This window comes from Tenacibaculum sp. Cn5-46, assembly GCF_022347705.1.
GTDB classification, from domain to species: domain Bacteria; phylum Bacteroidota; class Bacteroidia; order Flavobacteriales; family Flavobacteriaceae; genus Polaribacter; species Polaribacter aiptasiae.
The window spans coordinates 408895-434572 of sequence record NZ_JAKRGD010000003.1; the positions used below are offsets into that span (position 1 = coordinate 408895).

At 29.8% G+C, this 25678-nt stretch carries 28 protein-coding genes; 19 read left to right on the forward strand and 9 right to left on the reverse strand.

The window, feature by feature from the left end; genetic code table 11:
* Nucleotides 1–77 precede the first annotated feature (77 nt).
* From MHN29_RS08540 to MHN29_RS08550, 3 genes are read left to right on the forward strand one after another with little or no spacing between them, the layout of a single operon-like run.
* Nucleotides 78–1298: an MFS transporter gene (locus MHN29_RS08540; protein ID WP_235274083.1), complete on the forward strand. Its 1221-nt coding sequence runs from the start codon at nt 78–80 to the stop codon at nt 1296–1298.
* 34 nt (nt 1299–1332) lie between these two features.
* Nucleotides 1333–2226: a tetratricopeptide repeat protein gene (locus MHN29_RS08545; RefSeq protein WP_235274084.1), complete on the forward strand. Its 894-nt coding sequence runs from the start codon at nt 1333–1335 to the stop codon at nt 2224–2226.
* 57 nt (nt 2227–2283) lie between these two features.
* Complete coding sequence (locus MHN29_RS08550) at nt 2284–3750, forward strand: serine hydrolase domain-containing protein (RefSeq protein ID WP_235274085.1); 1467 nt, start codon at nt 2284–2286, stop codon at nt 3748–3750.
* Between the two features lie 42 nt (nt 3751–3792).
* Here the strand turns inward: MHN29_RS08550 and MHN29_RS08555 are convergent, their stop codons facing one another.
* From MHN29_RS08555 to holA, 3 genes are all read right to left on the reverse strand, one after another.
* On the reverse strand, nt 3793–4470 hold the full coding sequence (locus tag MHN29_RS08555) for a hypothetical protein (protein ID WP_235274086.1): 678 nt from the start codon (nt 4468–4470) through the stop codon (nt 3793–3795).
* Between the two features lie 67 nt (nt 4471–4537).
* Nucleotides 4538–5116 carry a Crp/Fnr family transcriptional regulator gene (locus tag MHN29_RS08560; protein WP_235274087.1) on the reverse strand — a complete coding sequence of 193 codons (579 nt, stop codon included), beginning with the start codon at nt 5114–5116 and terminating at the stop codon, nt 4538–4540.
* A complete protein-coding gene (gene holA / locus MHN29_RS08565; protein ID WP_150899249.1) occupies nt 5116–6117 on the reverse strand; it encodes a DNA polymerase III subunit delta in 1002 nt (333 codons plus the stop codon). Before holA ends, MHN29_RS08560 begins: the two co-directional genes overlap by 1 nt.
* Nucleotides 6118–6134: 17 nt before the next feature.
* Between holA and MHN29_RS08570 the strand changes: the two genes are divergently transcribed.
* A complete protein-coding gene (locus MHN29_RS08570) occupies nt 6135–6578 on the forward strand; it encodes a type I restriction enzyme HsdR N-terminal domain-containing protein (RefSeq protein WP_150899250.1) in 444 nt (147 codons plus the stop codon).
* Nucleotides 6579–6625: 47 nt separating this feature from the next.
* Nucleotides 6626–7624: a glycosyltransferase family 2 protein gene (locus tag MHN29_RS08575; protein WP_235274088.1), complete on the forward strand. Its 999-nt coding sequence runs from the start codon at nt 6626–6628 to the stop codon at nt 7622–7624.
* 2 nt (nt 7625–7626) lie between these two features.
* On the opposite strand, the gene MHN29_RS08580 is transcribed toward MHN29_RS08575, so the two are convergent.
* On the reverse strand, nt 7627–8832 hold the full coding sequence (locus MHN29_RS08580; protein WP_235274089.1) for a hypothetical protein: 1206 nt from the start codon (nt 8830–8832) through the stop codon (nt 7627–7629).
* A gap of 157 nt (nt 8833–8989) precedes the next feature.
* Here MHN29_RS08580 and MHN29_RS08585 point away from each other — a divergent pair, with 157 nt between their 5' ends.
* The gene (locus MHN29_RS08585) at nt 8990–10093 is read left to right on the forward strand and encodes a hypothetical protein (protein WP_235274090.1); all 1104 of its coding nucleotides are present in this window, start codon (nt 8990–8992) and stop codon (nt 10091–10093) included.
* Nucleotides 10094–10107: 14 nt separating this feature from the next.
* On the opposite strand, the gene MHN29_RS08590 is transcribed toward MHN29_RS08585, so the two are convergent.
* Genes MHN29_RS08590 through MHN29_RS08600 form a run of 3 tightly spaced genes read right to left on the reverse strand, consistent with a single transcriptional unit; the run spans nt 10108 to nt 11955 of the window.
* Nucleotides 10108–10788 (reverse strand): ceramidase, encoded by a 681-nt coding sequence (locus MHN29_RS08590; protein ID WP_150899254.1) that lies wholly within the window; start codon nt 10786–10788, stop codon nt 10108–10110.
* 52 nt (nt 10789–10840) lie between these two features.
* A complete protein-coding gene (locus MHN29_RS08595; protein WP_150899255.1) occupies nt 10841–11461 on the reverse strand; it encodes an L-threonylcarbamoyladenylate synthase in 621 nt (206 codons plus the stop codon).
* A gap of 5 nt (nt 11462–11466) precedes the next feature.
* Nucleotides 11467–11955, reverse strand: a complete 489-nt coding sequence (locus tag MHN29_RS08600) for a plasmid pRiA4b ORF-3 family protein (RefSeq protein WP_235274091.1) — start codon at nt 11953–11955, stop codon at nt 11467–11469.
* Between the two features lie 56 nt (nt 11956–12011).
* Between MHN29_RS08600 and MHN29_RS08605 the strand changes: the two genes are divergently transcribed.
* The 3 genes from MHN29_RS08605 to MHN29_RS08615 are packed head-to-tail and all read left to right on the forward strand — an operon-like array spanning nt 12012 to nt 14323.
* A complete protein-coding gene (locus tag MHN29_RS08605; protein ID WP_235274092.1) occupies nt 12012–12428 on the forward strand; it encodes a PaaI family thioesterase in 417 nt (138 codons plus the stop codon).
* Nucleotides 12429–13280, forward strand: coding sequence for an alpha/beta fold hydrolase (locus MHN29_RS08610; RefSeq protein WP_235274093.1), 852 nt, complete (start codon nt 12429–12431; stop codon nt 13278–13280).
* Nucleotides 13277–14323 (forward strand): isochorismate synthase, encoded by a 1047-nt coding sequence (locus MHN29_RS08615; protein WP_235274094.1) that lies wholly within the window; start codon nt 13277–13279, stop codon nt 14321–14323. Before MHN29_RS08610 ends, MHN29_RS08615 begins: the two co-directional genes overlap by 4 nt.
* A gap of 159 nt (nt 14324–14482) precedes the next feature.
* On the opposite strand, the gene MHN29_RS08620 is transcribed toward MHN29_RS08615, so the two are convergent.
* Both MHN29_RS08620 and MHN29_RS08625 read right to left on the reverse strand, forming a co-directional pair.
* Entirely contained in the window at nt 14483–14842 is a 360-nt protein-coding gene (locus tag MHN29_RS08620; RefSeq protein WP_150899260.1) for a PUR family DNA/RNA-binding protein, read from the reverse strand.
* Nucleotides 14843–14923: 81 nt separating this feature from the next.
* Nucleotides 14924–16678, reverse strand: coding sequence for an ABC transporter ATP-binding protein (locus tag MHN29_RS08625; RefSeq protein ID WP_235274095.1), 1755 nt, complete (start codon nt 16676–16678; stop codon nt 14924–14926).
* 163 nt (nt 16679–16841) lie between these two features.
* Between MHN29_RS08625 and MHN29_RS08630 the strand changes: the two genes are divergently transcribed.
* The 10 genes from MHN29_RS08630 (at nt 16842) to MHN29_RS08675 (ending at nt 25659) form a co-directional block, all read left to right on the forward strand.
* Nucleotides 16842–17942: a Glu/Leu/Phe/Val dehydrogenase gene (locus MHN29_RS08630; RefSeq protein WP_235274096.1), complete on the forward strand. Its 1101-nt coding sequence runs from the start codon at nt 16842–16844 to the stop codon at nt 17940–17942.
* Nucleotides 17943–18019: 77 nt separating this feature from the next.
* Nucleotides 18020–18958: a transcription antitermination factor NusB gene (gene nusB / locus MHN29_RS08635; protein WP_150899263.1), complete on the forward strand. Its 939-nt coding sequence runs from the start codon at nt 18020–18022 to the stop codon at nt 18956–18958.
* A gap of 41 nt (nt 18959–18999) precedes the next feature.
* Nucleotides 19000–19464, forward strand: coding sequence for a DUF1573 domain-containing protein (locus tag MHN29_RS08640; protein ID WP_235274097.1), 465 nt, complete (start codon nt 19000–19002; stop codon nt 19462–19464).
* The gene (gene yajC / locus MHN29_RS08645; RefSeq protein WP_235274098.1) at nt 19464–19784 is read left to right on the forward strand and encodes a preprotein translocase subunit YajC; all 321 of its coding nucleotides are present in this window, start codon (nt 19464–19466) and stop codon (nt 19782–19784) included. The genes MHN29_RS08640 and yajC overlap by 1 nt, the downstream gene beginning before the upstream one ends.
* 76 nt (nt 19785–19860) lie before the next feature.
* The gene (locus MHN29_RS08650) at nt 19861–20790 is read left to right on the forward strand and encodes a CdaR family protein (RefSeq protein ID WP_235274099.1); all 930 of its coding nucleotides are present in this window, start codon (nt 19861–19863) and stop codon (nt 20788–20790) included.
* A 1-nt stretch (nt 20791) separates the two neighbouring features.
* Entirely contained in the window at nt 20792–21382 is a 591-nt protein-coding gene (gene coaE / locus MHN29_RS08655) for a dephospho-CoA kinase (protein WP_235274100.1), read from the forward strand.
* A gap of 109 nt (nt 21383–21491) precedes the next feature.
* Nucleotides 21492–23057: a sensor histidine kinase KdpD gene (locus MHN29_RS08660; protein WP_235274101.1), complete on the forward strand. Its 1566-nt coding sequence runs from the start codon at nt 21492–21494 to the stop codon at nt 23055–23057.
* Between the two features lie 12 nt (nt 23058–23069).
* A complete protein-coding gene (locus MHN29_RS08665) occupies nt 23070–23768 on the forward strand; it encodes a response regulator transcription factor (protein ID WP_150899269.1) in 699 nt (232 codons plus the stop codon).
* 126 nt (nt 23769–23894) lie between these two features.
* Nucleotides 23895–24791 (forward strand): ABC transporter ATP-binding protein, encoded by an 897-nt coding sequence (locus MHN29_RS08670; RefSeq protein WP_235274102.1) that lies wholly within the window; start codon nt 23895–23897, stop codon nt 24789–24791.
* A 19-nt stretch (nt 24792–24810) separates the two neighbouring features.
* The gene (locus MHN29_RS08675; RefSeq protein ID WP_235274103.1) at nt 24811–25659 is read left to right on the forward strand and encodes an ABC transporter permease; all 849 of its coding nucleotides are present in this window, start codon (nt 24811–24813) and stop codon (nt 25657–25659) included.
* The last annotated feature ends 19 nt before the right edge of the window (nt 25660–25678 follow it).

The following is a 25678-nucleotide window of genomic DNA, read 5'->3' on the forward strand; positions in this document are numbered from 1 at the left end:
ACTCCTTTGAAGATCTATAGCTTTTAAAAATGTTTTTCTTTTTGGTATATTAGCACTGCGCTAAGAAAAAGAACTACATGGAAAAACTTTATACCCAAAAACACACTAAGGATAGCTTATACTACGCTATATCAATAATGCTTGAAAGAGCCTCTTATTATGGGCTTCGTGTTTTAATAGTTCTATATTTAACAGAAGGTGTTCTAAAAATGGACAAACTTGCAACCTCAACTATCTACGGCTTGATTGCAGGTTCATTAATGTTTAGTAAAATCTTAGGAGCACTATTAGGTGATTTACTATTAGGAAATAAAAAAACAATTATTATTGGAGCTATTCTCCATGCCATTGGTGCATTTTGTTTATGTATTCCCTCTCTCTCTGGACTTTATGTAGGATTGATTCTCATAGCCATAGGAGGTGGTTTCTTCGTCCCTAATATTACCTCCAATTTTGGTAAACTATATTTAAACAAACCTAAGCTTATAGATGCTGGTTTTACATTGTATTATTTAATTATAAATCTAGGTGCTTTCTTCGGTATTATGTTAATGGGATATTTAGGAGAAACCATAGGTTTTAATGTTGGTTTTATTACTGCGGGAACCTTAATGTTGCTATCCATTATACCTGTACTTCTTTCTAAAGAAAAAACACCAGTAAGATTAAAAAAATCTTCATTCTCTATAAGCAAAAGAGTTTTAATCATTTTAACTACTTTTTTTCTTGTTGGGTTGTTTTGGGGAATCTATAAAATAGCTGGTGCTCGTATTTTTGATTTACATGCATTATTATGCAAATTGCCTTCTTTAAGTGTTTCTAATTCTTTTCTATTATCTATAAATAGTTATTTTTCTATCGCAGGCTGTTTAATTACCGCTGTAATTTGGACCTATTTTTATAATAGTCGATTCTTTAAAATGCTTCTTGGGTTTGTTTTCGGAGTTCTATCATACGGGATTTTATTATTTATTCCAGAAATTCCAACCGAACAACATTTATTCATTTACATCGCTTCTATGTTTTTTATAGCGCTTTCTGAAGTACTTATTGCTCCCACAATTTTTGGAGTACTTTTACAATATTCAAATCCTAAATATTTGGCTATTTTAATCAGTCTTATGTTTATTCCTACAAGACTTATGGCACTATTATTTGGATTGTTTGAGAATCATTTTGAAGAGAACTCTATGTTGGGGCTAAAATTTAGCATCGTTGCTATGAGTATTATTGCCTTGGCACTGATGGGATATTTATTATGGAATAGGAAGGCAAACACCTATGAACTTGAGCAATAAAAGTTTAAAACATCACAAATTATACTCTTAAAAAATGAAAAAAGTATTCAAAACATTAATAGCAGTTTTTATTGTACAAATAGGATTTAGTCAAGAATATCAAACTGAATTTTTAAAGCATTTAAAAGCGAATGATACCATTAATCAACTAAAAGTATTGACCAAATGGGAATCTATAAATCCAAAAGACCCTGAGCTTTACACAAGCTATTTCAACTATTATTTTATGAAATCTCAACAGGAAGTTCTTATGATGTCTTCAAACAGAACAGCAGCTGAAAGTCTTGTTTTAAAAGACAGTTTAAATCAAACAGCTGGTTATATCGAGAGTAAAATTCATTACGACCAAATAGAATTAGAAAAAGCCTTTCATAAAATCAGTGAAGCTATAGAGCTATTTCCTAACAGATTGGATATGAGATTTGGAAAAATATATGCCTTAGGAGAAGTCTTAGATTGGAAAAATTTCACTTCTGAAATTATTAAGACTATAAAATATTCAATTACAAACAACAACAACTGGACATGGACTAATAACGAAAAATATAATAGTACAACTGATGAATTTCTTCTAGATATTCAGAATTACCAATTACAATTATATAATACAGGTGAAGTTGAACTGCTAAATAATATGAGAGAAATTGCTGAAGAAATTCTAAAACATTATCCAAATCATATTCAAAGTTTGTCTAATCTTTCTATTACATATTTGTTAACTGACCAATATGATAAGGCTATTGAAGTACTTTTAAAAGCCGAAAAAATAGATCCAAAAGACCATATTGTTTTAGCAAACATTGCTCAAGGATATAAATTAAAAGGGAACAAGAATAAAGCTATAGAATACTATAAAAAGACTATAGAATTTGGAGACCAAAACGCTAAAGAATATGCTAAACAACAAATAATAGAGCTAAGAAAATAAAACAATGTAACCTGATTTAATTTCAAGTCGTCTAAACAGAAAACTTAGAAATTAATCATGAAAAAAACATTCCTTTTCCTTGCTTTATCTGGTGTTTTACAAAGTAACCTCCATCAATTGCAGGCGCAAGAAGCAACTCCTACTACTACCCTATTTTCGAGAATAGACAACTATTTTACTGCTGGAACCAAAAATGGTTTTTCTGGCGCTATTGCTGTTGTTAAAAACGGTAAAACAATTATTAATAAAGGTTATGGTATTGCCAATAAAGAAACCAACAGTCTTAACAATCCGAATACTATTTTTGATATTGGTTCTAATACCAAACAGTTTACTGCTACTGCTATTTTAAAACTAGCTGAGTTAGGCAAACTAAAACTTAACGATCCTTTAAGTAAGTATTTTAAAAACCTTCCTGCCGACAAACAAAACATTACAATTCATCAATTACTTGCTCACTCTGCTGGTTTTACAGATTCTATTGGTCGTGATTTTACTGAAATATCTCAAAAAGACTTCTTTGAAAAACTTTTTGCTACACCTTTATTATCCAAACCTGGAGAAAAATACTCCTACTCTAACGTTGGCTATAGTGTGCTTGGGAGAATTATAGAACTTACTTCTGATCAACCTTATGAGGTATTTTTAAACAACTATCTTTTTACACCTGCGGGAATGTCACAAACCGGATATCTTTTACCAAAATGGGATACCAATCAAATCTCTCGCAGTTATAACCGAGGAATTATTGAAGGGAAATCACCTATTTTTCGTTATCAAAAAGACAAAGGAGTTAACTGGCATTTGAAAGCCAATGGCGGAATCAATTCTACACAAAACGATATGCTTCTTTGGCATAAAGCCTTAAAGGAATACAAAATTTTATCGAAAGCTTCTTTAGAAAAACTACTTACTCCTGCGATTCATTATTCAAGAGGAAAATATAAATATGCCTATGCTTGTGGTTGGGGAGTTAGAATTTTAGAAAATAATATTAAAAGAGTAGCTCACAACGGATCTAATGGTTCATATTCACATTCGCTCATATGGTTTCCAAAAGAAGATATTTATATTGTATATTCAACCAATGCCAATAGCGACCGAGTTGAATTTGCTGCTTATCCTGTTGCTAAAATACTATTGGATGAAAACTATGTTCCTAAACCAATACAAAACAACATTTTCTCATTTATATTGGAGTATACAAAGCAACATCCTTCTAATAAACACGAAGAATTAATTGCTATTTTAAAAGAGCAATACAAAGATGACTTTACCCATTCGGGGGTTTTAAATACTACTGCTTACCTTATCCTTAAATCGAATAAGAATCAAGATTGGGCATTGGAATTATTTAAAGAGAATGTAAAACTATATCCAAAAGACGGCAACCTTTGGGACTCTTTAGCCGATGGATATAAAGCTCATAATTTAACTAAGGATGCTATTAAAAGTTATCAAAAAGCCGTTGAGTTGGGCTATACCGATTCGCAAAAAAAACTTGATGAGTTAAAAAAGAGCTAAATCATTTATTATTCTCTCAATCTCATACAATTTTAAAGCTACTTATATAGTAGCTTTTCTTTTTACTAATAAAATTATATCTGAAATATGCGTATACACTACAACAGGAACTATGACTCCCGCTAACAAAATTATTGGAAAATAAGCTATTCCTCTGTTAGGTACAGCATATCCATATCTTTGGTATAACATTTCTTGAGATAATACACCGTTGATAAAAACAAATAGCACTAAGCACACTCCTACAATATTCCAACCTATTAAAAGTTGCCTATTGATTGTTTTATAATGCATCCAAACAACTAATAGAATAGCCGTTATTCCTGGTATAATATCGAAGTTCCAACCTTTATAAGTCATTTCCATAGGAAGCCATTCTCTTATTGCTAATTGAAATAATAACAGTTCTACGGGAAACCTGACAATATGAAGTGCTGTACTCCAACGAATGTCTCTATTATTATAAACTGTTTTAGTTCTAAGTAAATACATAATAAATACTGTAGTTGGTATAATGATAAGGCCAAATCGAGAAATACTATCTCCTTCTTTAAAATGATAAACTCCTATATAAGACAAAATAGAAATAAGGACAATCCAAACTAGGGAAATAGTTAAAGTGATAATTGATAGTTTATTGGACTTTATAAACATAAAAACTGTATACACCGTAAGTAATATAAATGAAATTGAAATGTATAATGGTAAGTTTGGAATCATCTTTTTTAAGTTTTACTCAAAAATACGTTCCGCTATCTGTTAAAAACTTGCCATATGACAAGAAATACTATTGAATGATTTCTTTTCTAATTCTACTTAGTGAAGTGTCGGTAATTCCTAAAAAAGAAGCAATGTGTTTTAAGGAAGCTTTTTGAATAATTTCTGGAGAGTTCTCTACCAAACCTTGATATCGTTCTTTGGCCGTTTCTGTAATCATAGCCAAGCTCCTCTGTTTAAACTCAAAAAAGTTTTTTGATAAATGAGCTCTTCCCCATTCTCTATATTTTTCTGAGAAATTAAAATGTTCTTGAAATGTATCAAAATCTTTAGTCCACAACTCAGCATCTTCCATTACTTGTATATACTCTTTGGTGGGAGTTCTTAAGAAAAAAGAAGTTTCCTCCAAAACAATAGCCCCCTTACCATAAAAGTTAGTAGTTACTTCATTACCTTTTACATCTATAACAAACGAACGTAAAAATCCTTTTTCTACTAAATAATAATGATTGACTACTTTTCCTGAATTGATTAAGAAATTGCCCTTTTTTACTTTAATAAGCTGATATCCTGAAAAAATTACTTGTTGCTCCTCTTTAGATAATAACAAATCTTTAAACTCATGAGTAAGCACAGTAATTGGTTCCATTAATGTAAAATTTTAAATAACAACTCTTTTAAAATATCAGCATGCGATTGGTTAGCCCCTACTCCTTTACTCTTTACATCAGCTTCTCTTAATAAGGCTATGATTTGTGATACTTTACGCATTGGGTAGTTGCGAGCTGCTGAGCTATAATCATCAACAAAGTAAGGATTAACTCCCAAGTTCTTTGCTACCGATGCTTTTGATTTGTCTTGTAATCCATGATACATTAATAACTGTGTAAAAAAGCTATTTAATAATGAAATAGTCATTACCAATGGATTGTTCTTTGGGTTCTGTGCAAAATAGTTGATTATTCTATTCGCTTTTACTACATCTTTCTGCCCTACTGCTTTTCGTAACTCGAAATTATTGAAGTCTTTTGAAATTCCTATATTCTCTTCAATATGCTTATCGGTTATAATCGTTTCTTTAGGTAAAACTGAGATTAATTTATCTAACTCATTAGATATTTTACTCAAATCAGTTCCTAAAAACTCCACCAACATTTGAGAAGCTTTTGGTTCTATATTGTACTTCTTCCCCCCTAAAACCTTACGAATCCAATCAGCTACTTGGTTTTCATACAGTTTTTTGCTTTCATATATCAATCCATTTTTAGCAATGGTTTTATATGATTTCTTACGCTTGTCTAGCTTCTTGTATTTATAGTTAAATACCAATACCGTTGTAGGTTGTGGATTCGCTGCATAAGCTTCAATCTTATCTATTGTACGACTTAAATCTTGTGCTTCTTTTACTATAATTACTTGACGCTCTGCCATCATTGGAAAACGCTTTGCTGAAGAAACAATTTCTTCCATAGAAACGTCTCTACCATACATTACTACTTGGTTAAATCCTTTTTCAGATTCTTCAAGTACGTTTTCTTCTATATAATCAGAAATTTTATCAATATAATAAGGTTCTTCTCCCATTAAAAAGTAAATAGGCTTTAAGTTTCCTTCTTTTATATCAGATATGATGGATTTTATTTCGTTCATTTTCTTACTTTTGATTTATGCAAAAGCTCAATCTTCCTAGCTATACATTCAAGACCAAAAGTAACGAAAATAAGATGCTTATTTTCGATAATTTGAGAAAAAAATATGTCGTATTAACTCCCGAGGAATGGGTGCGTCAACATTTTGTTGAGTACTTAGTTAAGGAAAAAAACTACCCTGTTTCTTTAATAGCTATTGAAAAACAGCTTACTATAAATAATAGAAAGAAAAGAACCGATATTTTAATCTTTAATTCTAACGGTAAACCCAATATTATTGTTGAATGTAAAGCACCATCTGTTAAAATAACACAAGATACTTTTGACCAAATAGCTCGATACAATCTTAAACTAGATGCCAACTATCTTGTTATTACCAATGGTTTGGAACATTATTATTGTAGTTTGGATAAAGAAAACGAAACCTATGTGTTTTTAAGGGATATTCCTTCTTATAATTAACAAATTATTGCATCACTTAATCACTTTAAAAGTGTATTTTTGCCGTCTTGAAAACTGCAATCGTCATATTAAATTGGAACGGTAAAAAATTGTTAGAACAGTTTTTACCATCAGTCGTAAATTTTAGCTCTAATGAAGCTGAAGTTTATGTTGCTGACAATGCTTCTAGTGATGATTCTATTGCTTTTGTAAAAGAGCATTATCCTAACGTTAAAATTGTTGAAAACAAAGAGAATGGCGGATACGCTAAAGGGTATAATGACGCTTTACAACATATAGATGCAGATATTTATTGTTTGCTAAACTCTGATATTGAAGTTACCGAAAATTGGTTAACTCCCGTTTTAAAAACTTTTAAAGAAGAGGAAAATACTGCTATTATTCAACCTAAGCTATTAGATTTTAAAGACAAAACTAAATTTGAATACGCTGGTGCTGGTGGTGGTTTTATTGATTTATATGGTTATCCTTATTGTCGTGGTAGAGTTTTCAATCATTTAGAAACTGACAGCGGTCAGTTCAACGATACGACTTCTATTTTTTGGGCTTCTGGTGCTTGCTTATTTATACGTTCTGAAGTATACCATCAATTACATGGTTTTGATGAAGACTATTTTGCTCATCAAGAAGAAATTGACTTATGTTGGCGTGCTCAAAATGAAGGCTATACTATTAAATATGTAGGTAGTTCTACAGTTTATCATGTTGGTGGAGCTACTTTACAAGAAAGTAATCCTCATAAAACTTTTTTAAACTTTAGAAACAGTTTACTTAACATTGTTAAAAATGTACCTAAACAATGGTTTTTGTTTGTTGTTTTTTCTCGTTTAATTTTAGATGGTGTTGCTGGGCTAAAATTTATGCTTGAATTAAGACCTATACATACATGGGCTATTTTAAAAGCGCACTTTAGTTTTTACAAGAACTTTTTTAAGTTTTTAAGTAAACGTAAAACACTTCAGAAAAAGTCTACCTACAATTTACACACGTCAATCGTTTGGCAATACTTTGGTTTAAGAAGAAAGAAATTTGAAAACCTGCGTTAGGTTTATTCTAATATTTTATTTCCTTCTAAATTAGATAGCCTAAAGTCCTTAACTTCTCCTACTCCTTTAAACCTAAAACGAACTCCCACAATTGTTCCTATAGACTCTTCATAAGCTTTTGTATACACTTGAGTACTATCAATAAAAACACTTACTTTTTTATTTTGATTCAGTACCTTAATTTTTCTGAAATCTGATAAATCCGTGCCTAATGCAGACAAGTCGTTCTTTTTACCTTCCAAGTACACATCACTCAACATTAAATTCATTTCTGAGGCACAGCCTGTAATTGAAAACGGAATTAAAAAAGCGCTTTTTGTACCAATAATAATCAGGGTTGTTTTCTGACAAACGCCCCATTTCTCATTAAATGTACTTTTAATTTCACTTTCCAATTGAAAATTATCTCCCGAGAAATCTCCTAAATCATCTACAAAATGAAAAGTAGAATTTACCGGTTTTTCATTGCCACTAATTTCTTCAAACACCTCTTTTGAAAAGGCTAATGTGTTTTTGACTTTTACTTCCCCTTGCTCAAAATACTTTGGTATAGGCTCATAATCTATAGTACCCATCCAACCTTTTGTTTTTATAAATAAATCGTGCTCTCTAACAATTTCTTTATCTATTAACAACTTAGCTCTAAAATAACCTGGATAATAGTATTGTCCTGTAGCTTGTGTTTGATCTTTATTAATTTCTATTGTTTTAGAAGTGTCCCAATATTGTTGAATTAAAATATTATTAGAAGTGACTCCTTCTAAATTGAAATCGAAAATTACTGAATTAGGTAAACCTTCAACAATTGGTTTACTTTTAAAAAGGATTTTAGAATAATCTTTAGCTTCTGCACTTTTATTATTTGACATAGCTAGTATTGATATAAACAATACAGCAATAATAAATGCTGAAAACATAATAACTCGAAAGTTAGCAGAAACTGTTTTTTGATAAAAGGTAAGTTTCGATTCTTTTTTAGCATTCTTAAAGTCTCTCCAATTTGTATAACCTGCAAATTGAGCCAAAGCATTTAGCGTACTAATACTTGGAGTGCTCTTATAATTAACTCTTCCCCAAACTCTTTTTAAGGTAGTGGCACTTAATAACACTTTTGTCTCTTCATGAATCTTTTCACTTAATTCTGTAAAAACATCATTATGCCATAATTTAGAGTCTCCCCAATTTAGCTTCTCTTCTATGAGACTCAAACACTTTTGTAATTCGGTATGTTCTTTAAAGGTATTCATTCACTACAAAAATCACCAAAAAATACCACTTGAACAACTATGAATGAACTTGAACATGTTTGTTTCTCTCTGAAAAATAACTTTTTAGACTTTTGAGTAAAAATTAAACACATTAATCATGAACTCAATATTATTAGCCATTCTATTATTCGTTACCTACTTTGGATATTCTCAAAATCACATTCCTTTAGACACTATTAATTGGGATATCAAAGCGAAGTCTTATATTATTGAAAACTACAAAGGCAAAGATGCTATTTACTTACAAGCTGGATCTATAACTCTAAAAGATAAAACCTTCTTAAATGGAACTATAGAATTTGACATTTTCTTAAAAGAAGAACCTGCTTTTCCGGGTGTTTATTTTAGAACTACCAAAAGCTTAGATTCTGAACAATGGTATATGAGACCACATTTATCTGGAAAATCAGATGCAAATCAAGCTGCTCCAACTACAAAAGGAATTAGTCCTTGGCAATTGTACTTTGGTAAAAAGTATTCATTTCCTCATAAATACAAATTTGACGATTGGACACATGTCAAACTTGTAGTAAATGATAACAAAGCACAAGTATATTTAGATTATTCCGACAAGCCTAACTTATCCTGGAACTTGTTTAACCCAACTCAAGAAGGAGGCATTAGTTTTAGGGGTGGAAATTCAAGTGGTTTGCATTTGGCTAATATTAAAATAACTCCTAATAAATCTGAGATTATCGATTTTTCACCATTAGATAGAAAACCTATTAAAAACCTTGTTTCTAAATGGAAAGTATCTAATAAGCTTGAAGAAAAGCAACTTGATAACTTAAACAACTTTAAATCACTTTTAAATTCTAGAAAATGGATTGGTACTACTGAAATCGAGGAAGGTACCGCTGCTAATATTTCTAGAATAGTTCAACTAAGGGATGGAAAACTAGGTAATACGGTTTTTACTAAAATTGACATCCATTCTGATAAAGCCCAAACTAAAATTTTCGAATTTGGCTATAGTGATCGTGTTGTTGCTTTTCTTAATGGAAAGCCTATATATAGAGGAACTAATAGGTGGCGATCTAGAGACTACAGATATTTAGGAACTGTAGGACTTTTTGATGCTATTTACTTGCCTCTTAAAAAAGGAAAAAACACCTTAGTTATGGCTGTTTCTGAAGACTTTGGTGGTTGGTTAATTACCGGACGATTTAAAGATAGTAAGCATGTTAAGGTTATTGAGTAATAGAATTCTCGACTTTATGCTAAGCCTTCTTCATCTTTATAGATATAATAAAGTAAAAAGAATACCGAAATACCTCCAAATGTATGCCATAGCCAATGAGTCCCCATAGGTAATATGATAGCTAGGTTATCTAAAGTTCTAAAAAACACTGCTATCAAAAATATAACACATGCCAATATCATTAGTTTCGCGTGTTTCCAATGAGTTAAATATAAATACCAAAAAATTGGGCCTACTAGTGATATGGCTGTGATTAAATAATTTACTGACGAGTCATACTCTTCAGGAATTGGTAACATCCTTGGTAAAATGGATAATACTATTATTGAAGTAATAATTAATAATCGGGATTTCCATCCTTTCTTTACTTTAAAGATAAAAAAGACTACTCCCATTAAGCTTAATAACATAATAGGAATCCAATCTAACATAATCCAAAACTCATGGCTTCTAGTTGCATGATAAACAGTACCTCCTACCCAACTTATAAAAATAATAGGCAAACAGCTTAGTAAAAACAAGTGCTGTTTTTTACTTTCATATATTTTCTTACCTAAATAATATATGATTGCTAAAAAAATTAGGTTGCTAAACGTGTTGAAAGGTTCAACAGGCATTCTGCCTGCTATTGTTTCTTGGTAAATTGGCCCGCTATCATTTGGAAATTGCTCTAGTAAACAGTAAAGTATCGTCATAAATAAACATCATCTATCTCATTTACAACAAGATAAGAAAATAATCGTTTATTTACAAAATGTCTAAACTTCCTTTTCCTTCACGAATAACCTCTGGCTCACTGGTAGTTAAGTCAATAACAGTAGATGCATAATTATCTCCATAGCCTCCATCAACTACTACGTCTACTATGTTTTGCCATTTTTCATAAATCAATTCAGGATCTGTAGTATATTCTAATACTTCATCCTCATCATGAATAGATGTTGATACAATAGGATTTCCTAAAGCTTCAACAATAGCTCTTGCTATGTTGTTATCCGGAACACGAATACCCACTGTTTTTCTTTTCTTAAAAACCTTTGGTAAAGAATTACTTCCAGGTAATACAAAGGTATAAGGCCCTGGTAAAGCTCTTTTTAAAATTTTATAAGTTGGTGTATCTATTTGTTTTACATAATCTGATAAATGACTCAAATCATTACAAACAAAGGAAAAATTTGCTTTTTCTAATTTAACACCTTTAATTTTTGCAACTTTTTCTAGTGCTTTTGTATTGGTAATATCGCAACCCAATCCATAAACAGTATCTGTTGGATAAATTACCAAGCCTCCTTTTTGTAGTACATCTACAACTTTTTCTATTTGTTTTGGACTTGGGTTATCGCTATATAGTTTTATGAATTGTGCCATATTTTTTAATAATTATCAAAATCGAAATCATCTAAACTTTCAAAATCATTAAACTCGTCGTCTAAATCTTTTGTCAAATCATCCGCTTTAAATTCTTTATCTGGTGCTTCTGCTGGTACTTCTCCTACCGACAAAATTGTTTTTGCTTCATCAACCACTTCATTAGACTGTTCTATTACTTCAACATAGAAAGTCCACATTTGTAAAAAATCATAAACATAAATTAGCTTATCATTATTACTTGGTAATTCCTCTTTTAAAACACAAGTAGCCATTGACAATCCTTCTCCAGCTTCTGCCATGTTAAATAATGGAATTTCTTCTCCTTGGTTCCAACCTTCATCTGTACGGTAAAAAGAGGCCATTTCCTGACCATCAAAACCAAATGATTTTGATATTTCAAAATGTAAATCTTCTAATGATTTTCCTTCGTTAACTGTTAAGGTTCTGATTACATCTTCTTCTGTATCTAAAATTACGCGTACTTTATACATTCTATCATTTTTAGTAGCCACAAAAATACGTATTTTTGAATGATAATTTTAGTAAAATGAATAAGCAAGAATCTCTAAATATACTTAATAGCTACAATAAGAACACCTTAATGGAAACTTTAGCTATTGAATTTATTAATTTTGGTGATGATTTTATTACCGCTAAGATGCCTGTAAACCCAAAAGTTCATCAACCTTATGGATTATTGCACGGAGGAGCCACTGCTGCTTTAGCTGAAACTGTTGGTAGTTCTGCTTCTGCTTTTTTCTTAAGAGATCCTAATAAAATAGTAAAAGGGATTGAACTAAGTATTAATCATTTAAAAAGTAAAAAAACAGGAACTGTTTTTGCCACTGCAAAAGCTATTCATAAAGGAAAAACTACTCATTTATGGGAAGTTAGAGTGGTAGATGAAGAAGATACTTTAATTTCTTTATGTAAAATAACCAACATTGTTTTAGATAAAAAGTAAATGACATTATTAAAAAAAATATTAAAAATTATGGGAGCTATTCTTTTTGTAGCTCTTTTAGTTCTTTATTATTTATTTTCAAGTTTTACAGCTCCTAAGTCTGATGAAGAAGTTACAGACAGTTTTAAAAGCAGTAGCGTAAAGCCTGTTATTTCTTACGATACATTTAAAAACTATAAATTCCGAAAACTAACTATACAAAAGGATACTACTTTACCTACACTTGTATTTGTTCACGGAACTATTGGTTCGTCTACCGATTTTATTGAGTATATGAAAGATAGTTTACTTTTAAGTAAGGTAAATATGATTTCATACGATAGAATTGGATATAACTATAAAGATGCAAATCCTGTACAAGAAAGTATTGCTTTTGAACGCGATATGCTACAGCATATTATTCAGGGCTTAAATCATCAGAAAACAATATTAGTTGGTTATTCTTACGGTGGACCAATTGCTTTAGCTATTAAAGAAAAAATTAATAAAACAATTTTATTAGCTCCAGCCGTTTACAGCAAAGTAGAACCAATGCCTTGGGCTGTTAATTTATACAAATCAAAATTAACTAGATGGTTAATTCCTGATATATGGCAAGAAGCTTCGAAAGAAAAAATGTCTCATCAAAAAGATTTACAAAAGTTTGAAAACAATTGGAAATCTTCTCCTAATAAAGTTATAAGTATTCATGGATCTAACGATTGGATTGTTCCTTATGAAAACTCAACTTTTTTAGAACAACAATTCCCCAAAGAACAATTTAAATTAATTTCTATTAAAGATGCTGGACATGGATTTATTTGGAGCAACTTTAACGAAATTAAACAACAACTACTAAATCAAATAGATTGAATATATTCTCAGCAACAAAAAAAGCATTAGAAAACGGGCTTCCTTTTGTTATTTACAGAAAATCAGGTACTACAATACTAAAAGCTTGGTTTCAAAAAAACGATACTTTATACACTTCTGAAAATTACAGAGAAAGTGGTTTTGTTTTTGCTCCTTTTGACAACAACAACTCTGCTATTTTAATTCCTGAAACAGAATCGTCTTTTTTTCAAGAAGAAATAGATTTAGATATTAAAGTATCTCAGCAAAAAGAGTTTGATTTAAACAATTCTTCTAAAAAAGAACATGTTGAATTAGTTGAAAAAGGTGTAAAAGCTATTAGTGATAACTTGTTTAAAAAAGTTGTTTTATCAAGAAAAGAAGAAGTTAAACTTAATTCTTTTAACGCTATTGAAACTTTTCAGAAACTTTTGGTAAACTATCCTAGCGCTTTTACTTATTTATGGTATCATCCTAAAGTTGGTATGTGGTTAGGTGCAACCCCTGAAACATTAGTTAAAATTGAAGGTACTCATTTCAAAACAATGTCACTAGCAGGAACACAAGTTTTTAATGGAACTACTGATGTTACTTGGAAAACAAAAGAAATAGAAGAACAAAAATTTGTAACAGACTATATAAATGATAGAGTTTCAAAAATTTCTAAGGAGATTAAAATTTCCAAAACTGAAACTATTAAAGCAGGAAATTTATTACACTTACGTTCAATAATTAGGGGAACTATAAATGCTGAAAACTCAACATTAATAAAAGCCTTACACCCTACTCCTGCTGTTTGTGGTTTACCTTTAGAGCCTTCAAAAAAATTCATTTTAGATAATGAAAATTACAACCGAAGCTTTTATACTGGCTTTTTAGGTGAATTAAATTTAACCAACAATAACCAAAATACATCGGAACTCTTTGTAAACCTAAGATGCATGGAGATTAAAAATAATTCAGCATTTGTGTTTATTGGCGGTGGAATTACATTAGATAGTAATCCTGAAAATGAATGGAAGGAAACAGTTGCTAAAACTTCAACCATGAGGAAAGTTTTATAAACTTACTTCCTTTTGGCAAAAATAAAAACCACCTATTGATGTTGATTTCAATGGTGGTTTTCGTGTGTAAATTGAATTTGAATTGATTTTTTTAAGCATTCAATTAAAAGCATAAAATTTCTTTACGCTAAATATTAAACGCTAAACAGTTTCTTCTGCTTAAATATCTTCGAAAGAAACGTCAGTAAAGCTTTCTGTAGATGCTTTTGCTTCTGCTACTTCTTCTTTTTTATAATCTTTCTGGTGACGCTCACTAATTACTTCAGAACCTTTTTCGTTTACGATAAAGTCAGTTGCTTTGTTCAACATTTCTTTAAAGTCAGAAAAGTCTTCTTTATATAAATAAATCTTGTGCTTTTGATAGTGGAAAGAACCATCATCATGAGTAAATTTCTTACTTTCAGTCACAGTTAAATAATAATCATCCGCTTTTGTAGACCTAACGTCAAAAAAGTACGTTCTTCTCCCTGCTCTTAAAACTTGTGAAAAAATTTCTTCTTGTTCTACTCTCTCGCTCATAATTCGTTTCTTAAATAATAGTTGTTTACTTAGAATTGCTCAACAAATCTAACAAAATATTTGACTTGACAATACGAAACACTACATTTCTTTTTCTAAAAGTTGTTGTTCGTATAATTCTTTATAATATCCTTCTTCTTCTATTAATTGATTATGAATACCTTGCTGAATTATATTTCCTTCATCTAAAACTATAATTTTATCTGCATTCTTAGCTGATGAAACTCTGTGACTTATAATAATTGTAGTTTTATCGCTAGATATTCTTTCTAAGTTTGATAAAATTTGTTCTTCTGTTTCTGTATCTACTGCCGATAAACAATCGTCAAAAATTAAAATCTTAGGATCTTTTATAATGGCTCTTGCTATAGAAGTACGTTGTTTTTGTCCTCCTGAAAGCGTTACCCCTCTTTCCCCTAAAATAGTTTTATAACCGTCTTTAAAACCAATGATATTATCGTGAATTACAGCATTTTTGGCTGCTTTTACAATTTCTTCTTCAGAAGCATTTTCTTTACCAAACTTTATATTGTTTTCTATTGTATCTGAAAATAAAAATGGATCTTGAGGTACAAAACCTATTTGACTTCTAATATCATTTAGATTACGAGTTTTAATATTTTCTCCATCTATTAATACTTCACCTTCTGTTACATCATATAAACGTGAAATCAGATTTATTACTGTAGATTTCCCACTTCCTGTTTTTCCTAATATAGCTAAGGTTTCTCCTTTATTTATAGTAAAATTTACACCTTTCAACGCGGTAATGCCTGTATCATCATAAGTTAATGATACTTTTTTAAACTCTACTTTTCCTTTTATTTCTGTAGGTTCTTCAACTGTATTTTCTATTTCAGGAACTTGCTCTAAGAATTCATTAATCCTTTGTTGTGAAGCTTCTGCTTGTTGCACCATAGAAGTAACCCAACCAACTACCGCCACTGGCCAAGTAAGAATATTTACATACATAACAAAAGCTGCAATAGCCCCTACTTGAATTTCTCCAGCAATGTATTGTGTTCCTCCTATGTACAATACAATAATATTACTAATTCCTATTAACAATATCATAAGAGGAAAAAACAAAGCTTGAACTTTATACAAATCAATATTCTTTTCTTTACTTTGGTTTGCAATCTCATCAAATGAAGTAATCACTTCTTTTTCTATTCCATATGATTTCACAACATTAATTCCTGAAAAAAACTCTTGATTAAACGTTGTTAACTTCGATAAATACTGCTGAACAATTGTACTCCTTTTATTAATTTGCTTGCTCAATATAAAAATTGATATCGATAATACAGGAAATGGAATCATTGTATAAAAAGTAAGCTTTGGCGAAATTGCATACATTTGAGTAAAACCAATAATAAATGATATAATCATATTTAATGAATACATAATAGCTGGACCAAAATACATACGTACTTTAGATACATCTTCGCTAATACGATTCATTAAATCACCTGTTCTATTCTTTTTATAAAAGTTAATCGATAGGTTTTGATATTGCTGATAGATCTCGTTTTTTAAATCAAACTCAATCATACGCGACATTACAATAATGGTTTGTCTCATTAAGAAAGTAAAAAAACCTCCTAGTAGAGTTACTCCAACAATCAACAATATATTATTAAGTAGTATAGTTTTAACCTCAGATAGCTCTGTTAACTTATCCAACTGATAATCTTCTACTACATTAAGAGAGTCTCCAACAAAATCTGGAATTTTAAGTGTTAAAATTTTAGATAATATTGTAATTAACACTCCTAAAAGTAATCTCCATTTATATTTTACAAAGTATTTATTAAGATATTGTAATGCTTTCAATTTTAAATTTATGTTTAAATAAAAAAATTAAACTAACAAATGCTTTTTGTTAATAATAACATAATTTAGTTCTCTTTTTTTGCTTATGTTTTGACGATTTCTTACTTTTGCACTCGAATTTTTGAGATTTATAAAACAGTCTCAAATTAAAAAACAACTAAAAATGACATCAGAAATCATTGATACTAAAGATCTTAAGAACGACCCAGTATTTGGTCAACTTTCTTTCGATAATCACGAGCAAATTGTTTTTTGCAACGACGAAGATACAGGATTAAAAGCAATAATTGGTATTCATAACACAACTTTAGGACCTGCTTTAGGTGGTACTAGAATGTGGCAATATAAAAGCGAGTGGGAAGCATTAAATGATGTTTTACGTTTATCTCGTGGGATGACATATAAATCGGCTATTACTGGATTAAATCTTGGTGGTGGTAAAGCTGTTATTATTGGGGATGCTAAGACTCAAAAGAACGATGCTTTAATGCGTAAGTTTGGTGAGTATGTAAATTCTTTAAGTGGAAAATACATTACTGCTGAGGATGTTGGAATGGAAACTCGCGATATGGATATTATCCGTGAAGTTACTCCTCACGTAACTGGTGTTTCTGAAGCAATTGGTGGATCTGGAAATCCTTCTCCTGTTACTGCTTACGGAGTATATATGGGAATGAAAGCTGCTTCTAAATATAAGTTTGGTTCTGAAAACTTAGACGGTAAAAAAGTATTAGTGCAAGGTGTTGGTCACGTTGGAGAAACTTTAGTTAAGCACATTACTGATGAAGGTGCTCAAGTTATCTTAAATGATATTAACGAAGCTCGTTTAGAGGAGTTAAGCAAAAAGTATGGTGCAAACGTAGTATTAGGAAACGATATTTACGGTTTAGATATCGATATCTATGCTCCATGTGCTTTAGGTGCAACTGTAAATGATGAGAGTATTTCTCAATTAAGAGCTAAAGTTATTGCTGGTGCTGCTAACAATCAATTAGCAAACGAATTAAAACACGGTAAATTATTACAAGAAAAAGGAATTGCTTATGCTCCTGACTTCTTAATTAATGCTGGTGGAATCATTAATGTATATGCAGAAGTAGTTGGTTATGACAAAGCTGAAAGCTTAAAAAGAACTGAAAACATTTACAATACAACATTAGAGATTTTCAATTTAGCAGAAAAAGAAAATATCACTACACATCAAGCTGCTTTCAATATTGCACAATCAAGAATTGATGCACGTAAAAAAGAGCAAAATAGCTAGATAAAAAACAAAAAAGTTTTACTTTTGCAGAGCGTTAGAAACAATTTCTATCGCTCTTTTTTTTAAAGTTCTTTAAAATGATTAACAGAAGACACATTCGAGTTAAAGTAATGCAATCGGTTTATGCGATGCAACAATCACACAGTGATGATTTGGTGAAGGAAGAAAAGTTTTTAAAACACAGCATACAAAAAATGTACGATTTGTATGTTTTAAACCTTCAGTTATTAGTAGAAGTACAAAAATTAGCTCGTAAAAGAATTGAACTTTCAAAAAAGAAAATACTTGCGACTAAAGAGGATTTAAATCCTAACGAAAAATTTATCAACAACAGACTTATTAATCTATTAAACGAAAGCGTTAGCTTAGAAGGTTATGTAGAATTAAATAAGCTTAACTATTGGGAACTTGATGATGAGTACATCAAAATCCTTTTAGATGAACTTCAGAATAGCGACATGTATAAAAAATACATGAACACTGTTGAAGATTCATATAATGTAGATAGAGCTTTTGTAATTGAATTTTTTAGAGAAATAGTAGCTCCTAATGAAAAGCTAGCTGATTACTTTGAAGACAAAATGATTTCTTGGATTGATGATATTCCTTTTGTAAACACTTGGATTATTAAATCTTTAAACAAACAAAAACCACAAAATCCTTTTATTTTAGGAAGTCTTTATAAAGACAATGAAGATAAATTGTTTGTATCTAACTTGTTTACAAAAACAATGCTTAATCAGCATAAATATGAAGAAGATATTATAGACAAAACTCCAAACTGGGAAGCTGATAGAATAGCAGATATTGATATGATTATTATTAAAATGGCTATTACTGAATTTTTACATTTCCCCTCTATACCTAGTAGAGTAAGTATTAATGAGTATATCGAGTTAGCCAAAGATTATTCTACAAACAAAAGTGGTTATTTTATAAATGGAGTTTTAGATAAATTAGCAAAAGACTATTTAGCCTCTGATAAGATGGTTAAAATAGGTAGAGGTTTGTTATAATTTATTATTTTTACAACAGAATAAATTAAATATTTTTTAAAATGAAAAAAATAGCAATAGCAATAGCATTATTCGTTTCAACAGGAATGTTAGTTTCTTGTGGTCAAGGAAATGCATCATCAAAAGTAAAAAAGGAGAATGTTGAGAAAGCAGAAAAAAGAGATACTTCTATAAGCTTAGGTGCTCCAACTGTTTCTTTTGATAAAGAAGAGTATGACTTTGGTACCGTTAATGAAGGAGAAGTTGTTGAGACTACTTTTGTTGTTACAAACACTGGTAAATCAGATTTAGTAATCACTAATGCTCAAGCTAGCTGTGGATGTACTGTACCTGTTTGGCCAAGAAACCCTATTGCACCTGGTAAAACTGGAGATATTAAAGTAAGCTTTAACACTAACGGAAAACCAAACAAACAATCTAAGTCAATAACTTTATCTACTAACACAGAAAAAGGAAGAGAAATTCTTAAAATTTCTGGTATGGTAACTCCTAAAAAGAAAGCTTAATGTTTACAACCATTTTCTTACAAGCAAGCTCACAAGAAAGTATTATGAATATGCTTCCTTTTATTGCTATGATTGGTGTTTTTTACTTTTTGATTATTCGTCCACAAATGAAGCGTCAGAAAAAAGAAAAACAATTCCAAACCACAATAAAAAAGGGAATTAAAGTAGTAACATCTAGTGGAATTCATGGTAAAATTACCGAAATTAACGATTCAGATAATACTGTGATTATAGAAACTGGAGCTGGTAAAATTAAGTTTGAACGCTCAGCTATTTCAATGGAGCTTAGTAAAAAATATAATACTACAGAGAAAAAATAGTATTCCTATATTTTAAAAAAGTGAGCTTATAAGCTCACTTTTTTGTTTTTTATGTAGATTGCATAATATTTAAATTTTGAATAAAACTTTCAACATACCTAAAACCTTTTTTGGTTTTTTAATAGCTTCTATCCTTTTTTGGCTACTTATAAACCTATCTAAAGAATACACTTCTATTTCAAACTTAGAAATAGTATATACTGATTTACCTCAAAAAAAAATATTACTCTCCCCTCCTCTAAAAAAACTACCTGTACTTATAAAAGGAACTGGGTTTAATTTAATTTCTACTAAAATTGCTAATAAACCCATTAAGCTTAGCCTAAAGAAGCTTTCTAAAAAAAGCAGAAATGATTACTATTTTTTATCAAAAAATATATTTCAAGATATTCAAGATCAATTAAAATCCGGAACAGAATTAACTCTAATTCAAAAAGATAGCATCTTATTAAAAATAGGAACATTATATTCAAAAAAAGTTCCATTAATAGCGAATCTTAACACTACTTTTCAATTAGGTTATGATTACTCTAGTCCTACTACTATTACTCCTGATAGTATTTTAATTTCTGGGGATGAAACTTTTTTAAAAAACATCAACTCATTGATGCTTGAAAAAATTAACTTAGAAAACATTTCAGAAAATAAAAGTATTCAATCTGCTATTTTATTCCCAAAAGAAGGAAAGATTAAAACAAATATCACTTCCGCAAAAGTTAACGTTTATGTAGATAAATTTACAGAAGGTGAAGTTGAAGTTCCTATTTCTGTTAAAAACGCCCCTAAAAGCATTAACATCTACCCTAAGAAAGTAAAATTAATTTACAAAGTAAGTTTAAATAACTTCAATAAAGTTACTCCAGATTTATTTAAAGTTGAATGTAATTATCATCAAATAAAAAACAACGGCACTAACTACCTTACTCCAAAATTAATCATCTCTTCAGACTTAGTTTCTTCTGTAAGAATTACTCCAAATAAAATAGATTTTTTAATTCATAAATAATATGGTTGTAGGATTAACAGGCGGCATTGGTAGCGGAAAATCAACTATCTTAAAAATGTTTTCCAAATTTGAAAACGTTGCTATGTATATTGCTGATGAAGAAGCTAAAAAACTAATGACTTCTTCTCAAGAAATTAAATCCCGTTTAATTACTGAATTTGGAGAAGAAACCTACCAAAACAATCAATTAAACAGACAATATTTAGCTAATATTGTTTTTAAAAACAAAAGCAAATTAACTAAATTAAACTCTATCGTTCATCCAGTTGTTAACAAGCATTTACAAAACTTTATTGATAACAATTCAAAAAAGAAATACATACTTTATGAAAATGCTATTCTTTTTGAAAATGGCAGCAATCATATTTGCGACAAAATAATCACCGTAACTGCTCCTGAAAACATTAGAATTGAGCGTGTTCTAAAAAGAGATAATTCAAATATAGAGGATGTAAAAAGTAGAATAAAAAATCAGTGGAATCAAACTAAAAAAACACTACAATCCCACTATATAATTGAAAACCTGACAATTAACAAAAGCAACGAACAGGTCTTCAAAATCCACAATAATTTAACAAAAAACCTGTGGTAATTTACGTTTAATTAATGTTTTTTCTTAAAATTGTCTTAATTTTACACTAACTTTGTTAATCTAAGTTAAAAGAAAACATCCCTTCACTTTATTGATTTATTTTTGAATAATGGGTAAGAAAATTTTCATGCTTATTGTTGTTTTAATGAGTATTTCATTAATAGGAATAATCTCTGTTCAAGTATATTGGATTAAAGATGCTATTAGAAACAAACAACAACAATTTAACAATAATGTAATTATTGCTTTAGCTGGTACTTCTGAAAGTATAAAAGATAGAGAGTACACGGAATTTGTTCAAAATAGTAAAGATTTTTTTGAAAACAATAAGTTTAGAACAGATGCTGAAATAAAGACTTTCTTATTTCAACAGATAGATACAACCAACAAGAAAAAATTCTCTTTTGGTAGTACTATTTTAGAGGAAAACTTTAAAATACCAGGAGATTTTGTTAATAATGATTCTATAATTGTTAAGCGTTACACTGGTAAAGAAGACATTTATTTTTCTCAAATTATAAAATCTGAAAACAAAGATTTTAGAAGATCTAATAACGAAAGTCAATTTTCAACTTTCAAGCTTTACAATAATTGGAACAAGCAACAATTAGAACATGTATTTAGAGAGAGTAAAAGAATATACCCTATTAACCAAAGAATTAGCAACAAACAGCTAAACGAAACTATAAAACGGGAATTGGCAAAAATGAATATAACCCAAGATTTTAAATATTGCGTATATGAGGATGGGTTTGCTACGCAATTAAAATCTGGTTATTTCAATATTAAACCTAACGACACTAGTTATCCTCTATTTGAAGATGATGATGGAAACAGTAAATATAAACTATACATAAGATTCCCTAACGAACGTAAGAACTTACTTTCAGGGATGGTGAAAATTTTAGGTTTATCATTGTTATTTATTGGTATAATTATTGCAGCTTTCTCTGCTTCCTTGTATCAACTAATTCGTCAGAAAAAAATATCTGAAATCAAAACAGATTTCATAAATAATATGACTCATGAGTTTAAAACACCTATTGCTACTATAAACTTAGCTTTAGATGCTATTAAAAACCCTAAGATCATATCGGATCAAGACAAAGTAAAACGCTATGTTCAAATGATTCGTGACGAAAACAAACGTATGCACGGACAGGTTGAAAATGTTTTACGAATTTCTAGATTAGAAAAAAATCAAATAGAAATTAGTAAGGATGCTATTGATGTTCACGACATTATTGAAGAAGCTATAGAACACATTCAATTATTAATAAATGATAAAAAAGGAAGTGTAACAACACATTTTAAAGCTATTTCAACAGAAATATTAGGAAATCAATTCCACTTAACAAACGTGGTAGTTAATATGCTTGAAAATGCTTTAAAGTATTCTGATGGTGCACCAAAAATTGATGTTTATACAGAAAGTACAAATAAATACTTTATCTTTAAGATAAAAGATCAAGGTATAGGAATGAGCAGGAATGCTCAGAAATATGTTTTCGATAAATTTTATAGAGAGCATAAAGGAAATATTCACAACGTAAAAGGTCATGGTTTAGGATTAGCCTATGTAAAAGAAATTGTAGACAACCATCAAGGAACCATACACGTTGAGAGTGAAAAAGGCAAAGGAAGCTTGTTTACGGTTAAATTACCATTAATATAAATTTAAAATAAGATGGGGAGTAAAAAAATACTATTAGTAGAAGACGATCCAAATTTCGGAACTGTCCTAAAAGATTACCTAGCATTAAACGATTATAATGTTACACATGCTAAAGACGGTATAGATGGGTTAATCATGTTTAAAAATGCAGAATATGATTTATGTATTTTAGATGTAATGATGCCTCGAAAAGATGGATTTTCATTAGCTCAAGACATTAGAACAACCAATAAAGAAATCCCAATAATTTTCTTAACAGCTAAAACTTTAAAAGAAGATGTTTTAAGAGGTTATCAAGTGGGTGCTGACGATTATTTAAATAAACCTTTCGATTCTGAAGTTTTATTACACAAAATCAAAGCTATCTTACAAAGAAAAGAAAATGAAAAGTCAAACGAAACTGATGAGTTTGAATTTAAAATAGGTGGATTCGATTTTAACTCTAAATTACGTCATTTAACTTTTAATGGTGGGGAAACTCAAAAATTATCTCCAAAAGAAAGTAAACTTTTAAGGATGCTAGCTATTCATAAAAACGACTTAATGCCTCGTGAATTAGCTTTAACTAAAATATGGAGAGATGATAATTATTTCACTTCTCGTAGTATGGACGTTTATATTGCTAAGCTTAGAAAGTATTTAAAGAATGATGAGAATGTTGAAATCTTAAACATCCACGGTGAAGGATTCAGGTTAATAGACAAGTCTTAAAAAAACATCAAAGAAAACAAAAGAGAAAAGACTTCCTTTCATTAGGAAGTCTTTTCTTTTTTTATAAATTGTAACAATAATTCTGATTAATCGTCAAATACATATAATCAACAAACTCAAACAAATTTGGAAACAATTTTATCTATAAAAAACCTTGATAAAAAATATGGGAACGTCCATGCTGTTAACAACCTATCTTTTGACATAAAAAAAGGGAACGTTTACGGGATTTTAGGACCCAACGGAAGCGGTAAATCAACAACTCTAGGTATTATTTTAAATGTAGTAAACAGAACATCTGGAGAATTCAGTTGGTTTGACGGTAATTTATCAACTCATGATGCTTTAAAAAAAGTTGGAGCAATTATTGAACGCCCTAACTTTTACCCATACATGTCTGCTGTTCAAAATTTACAGCTAATTTGTAAAATAAAAGGTGTTTCTCATGATAAAATTGAAGAGAAATTAAAAGTTGTAAATCTTTTTGACAGAAAAGATAGCAAGTTTAAAACTTACTCTTTAGGTATGAAGCAACGATTAGCTATTGCTTCTGCCCTACTAAATGACCCTGAAATTTTAATTCTAGATGAACCAACTAATGGATTAGATCCACAAGGGATTCACGAAATTCGTCAGATAATAAAAAAGATAGCTAAAAATGGAACTACAATACTTTTAGCCTCTCACTTGCTTGATGAAGTAGAAAAAGTTTGTTCACATGTTTTAATAATAAGAAATGGTGTAAAACTTTATAGTGGTAGAGTTGATGAAATGACTACTTCTAATGGTTTTTTCGAATTAAACTCAGAAAACAACGAGTTCTTAATTAATTCCTTAAAAAAGCACCCAGCAATAGGTAACATTAAAGAAGAAAACGGTCATATCATTGCTTTATTAAATAATGAATTATCTTCTTCTGAAATTAATAAATTTCTTTTTGAAAATAATATAACACTTTCTCATTTAGTAAAAAGAAAACCTAGCTTAGAACAGCAATTCTTAGACTTAACAAACAATAACTAATCCTACTACACAACATACTATGTTACGACTTTTATATATAGAATTTCATAAATTAAAACACAATAGAGCCAGTAAGGTTCTTTCAATCATATATTTTGGACTATTAACTTCCATAGCCTTAATTGCAGCTATTAAATTTGACATTGGCCCTATAAAATTTCATTTAGCAGAGCAAGGTATATTCAATTTCCCGTATATATGGCACTTTAACACTTATATGGCTGCTATTTTCAAGTTCTTTTTATTACTTGTAATAGTTTCTATGATGGCAAACGAGTACAGTTATAAGACATTAAAACAAAACTTGATTGATGGATTAAGTAAAAAAGAGTTTATACTTTCTAAGTTTTACACAGTAATAGTTTTTGCAGCTGTTTCAACACTTTTTGTCTTTGTTGTCTCATTAATTCTTGGAGCTATATATTCAGATTTTAATGAACTATCAATTATTTTCTCTGATCTTAGTTATTTGGTAGCTTTCTTTGTTAAACTAGTTGGATTCTTTTCTTTTGGGTTATTCCTGGGTATTCTAATAAAAAGATCCGCATTTGCAGTAGCTGCGATGATTGTATGGTTAATTATTGAAAGTATTTTTAAAGGCTATTTATTTTGGAGTTTTAAAGATTTAAAAACAAGTACCAGTGAAGCAGTAGAATCAATCATGCAATTTTTTCCTTTAGAAGCAATGGCTAATCTAATTAAAGAGCCTTTTACTAGATTAGGAGCTGTTAAATCTGTTGCTAATCAAATAGGTGAAAACTTTACAAAAGATTACTCTGTTAGCTTTTTAAACATTTTTATTGTATTAGTTTGGACCTCTATTTTTATATATGCTTCATATTTTTTGTTAAAAAAACGAGATTTATAATACGTTTTAAGTAGTTTAG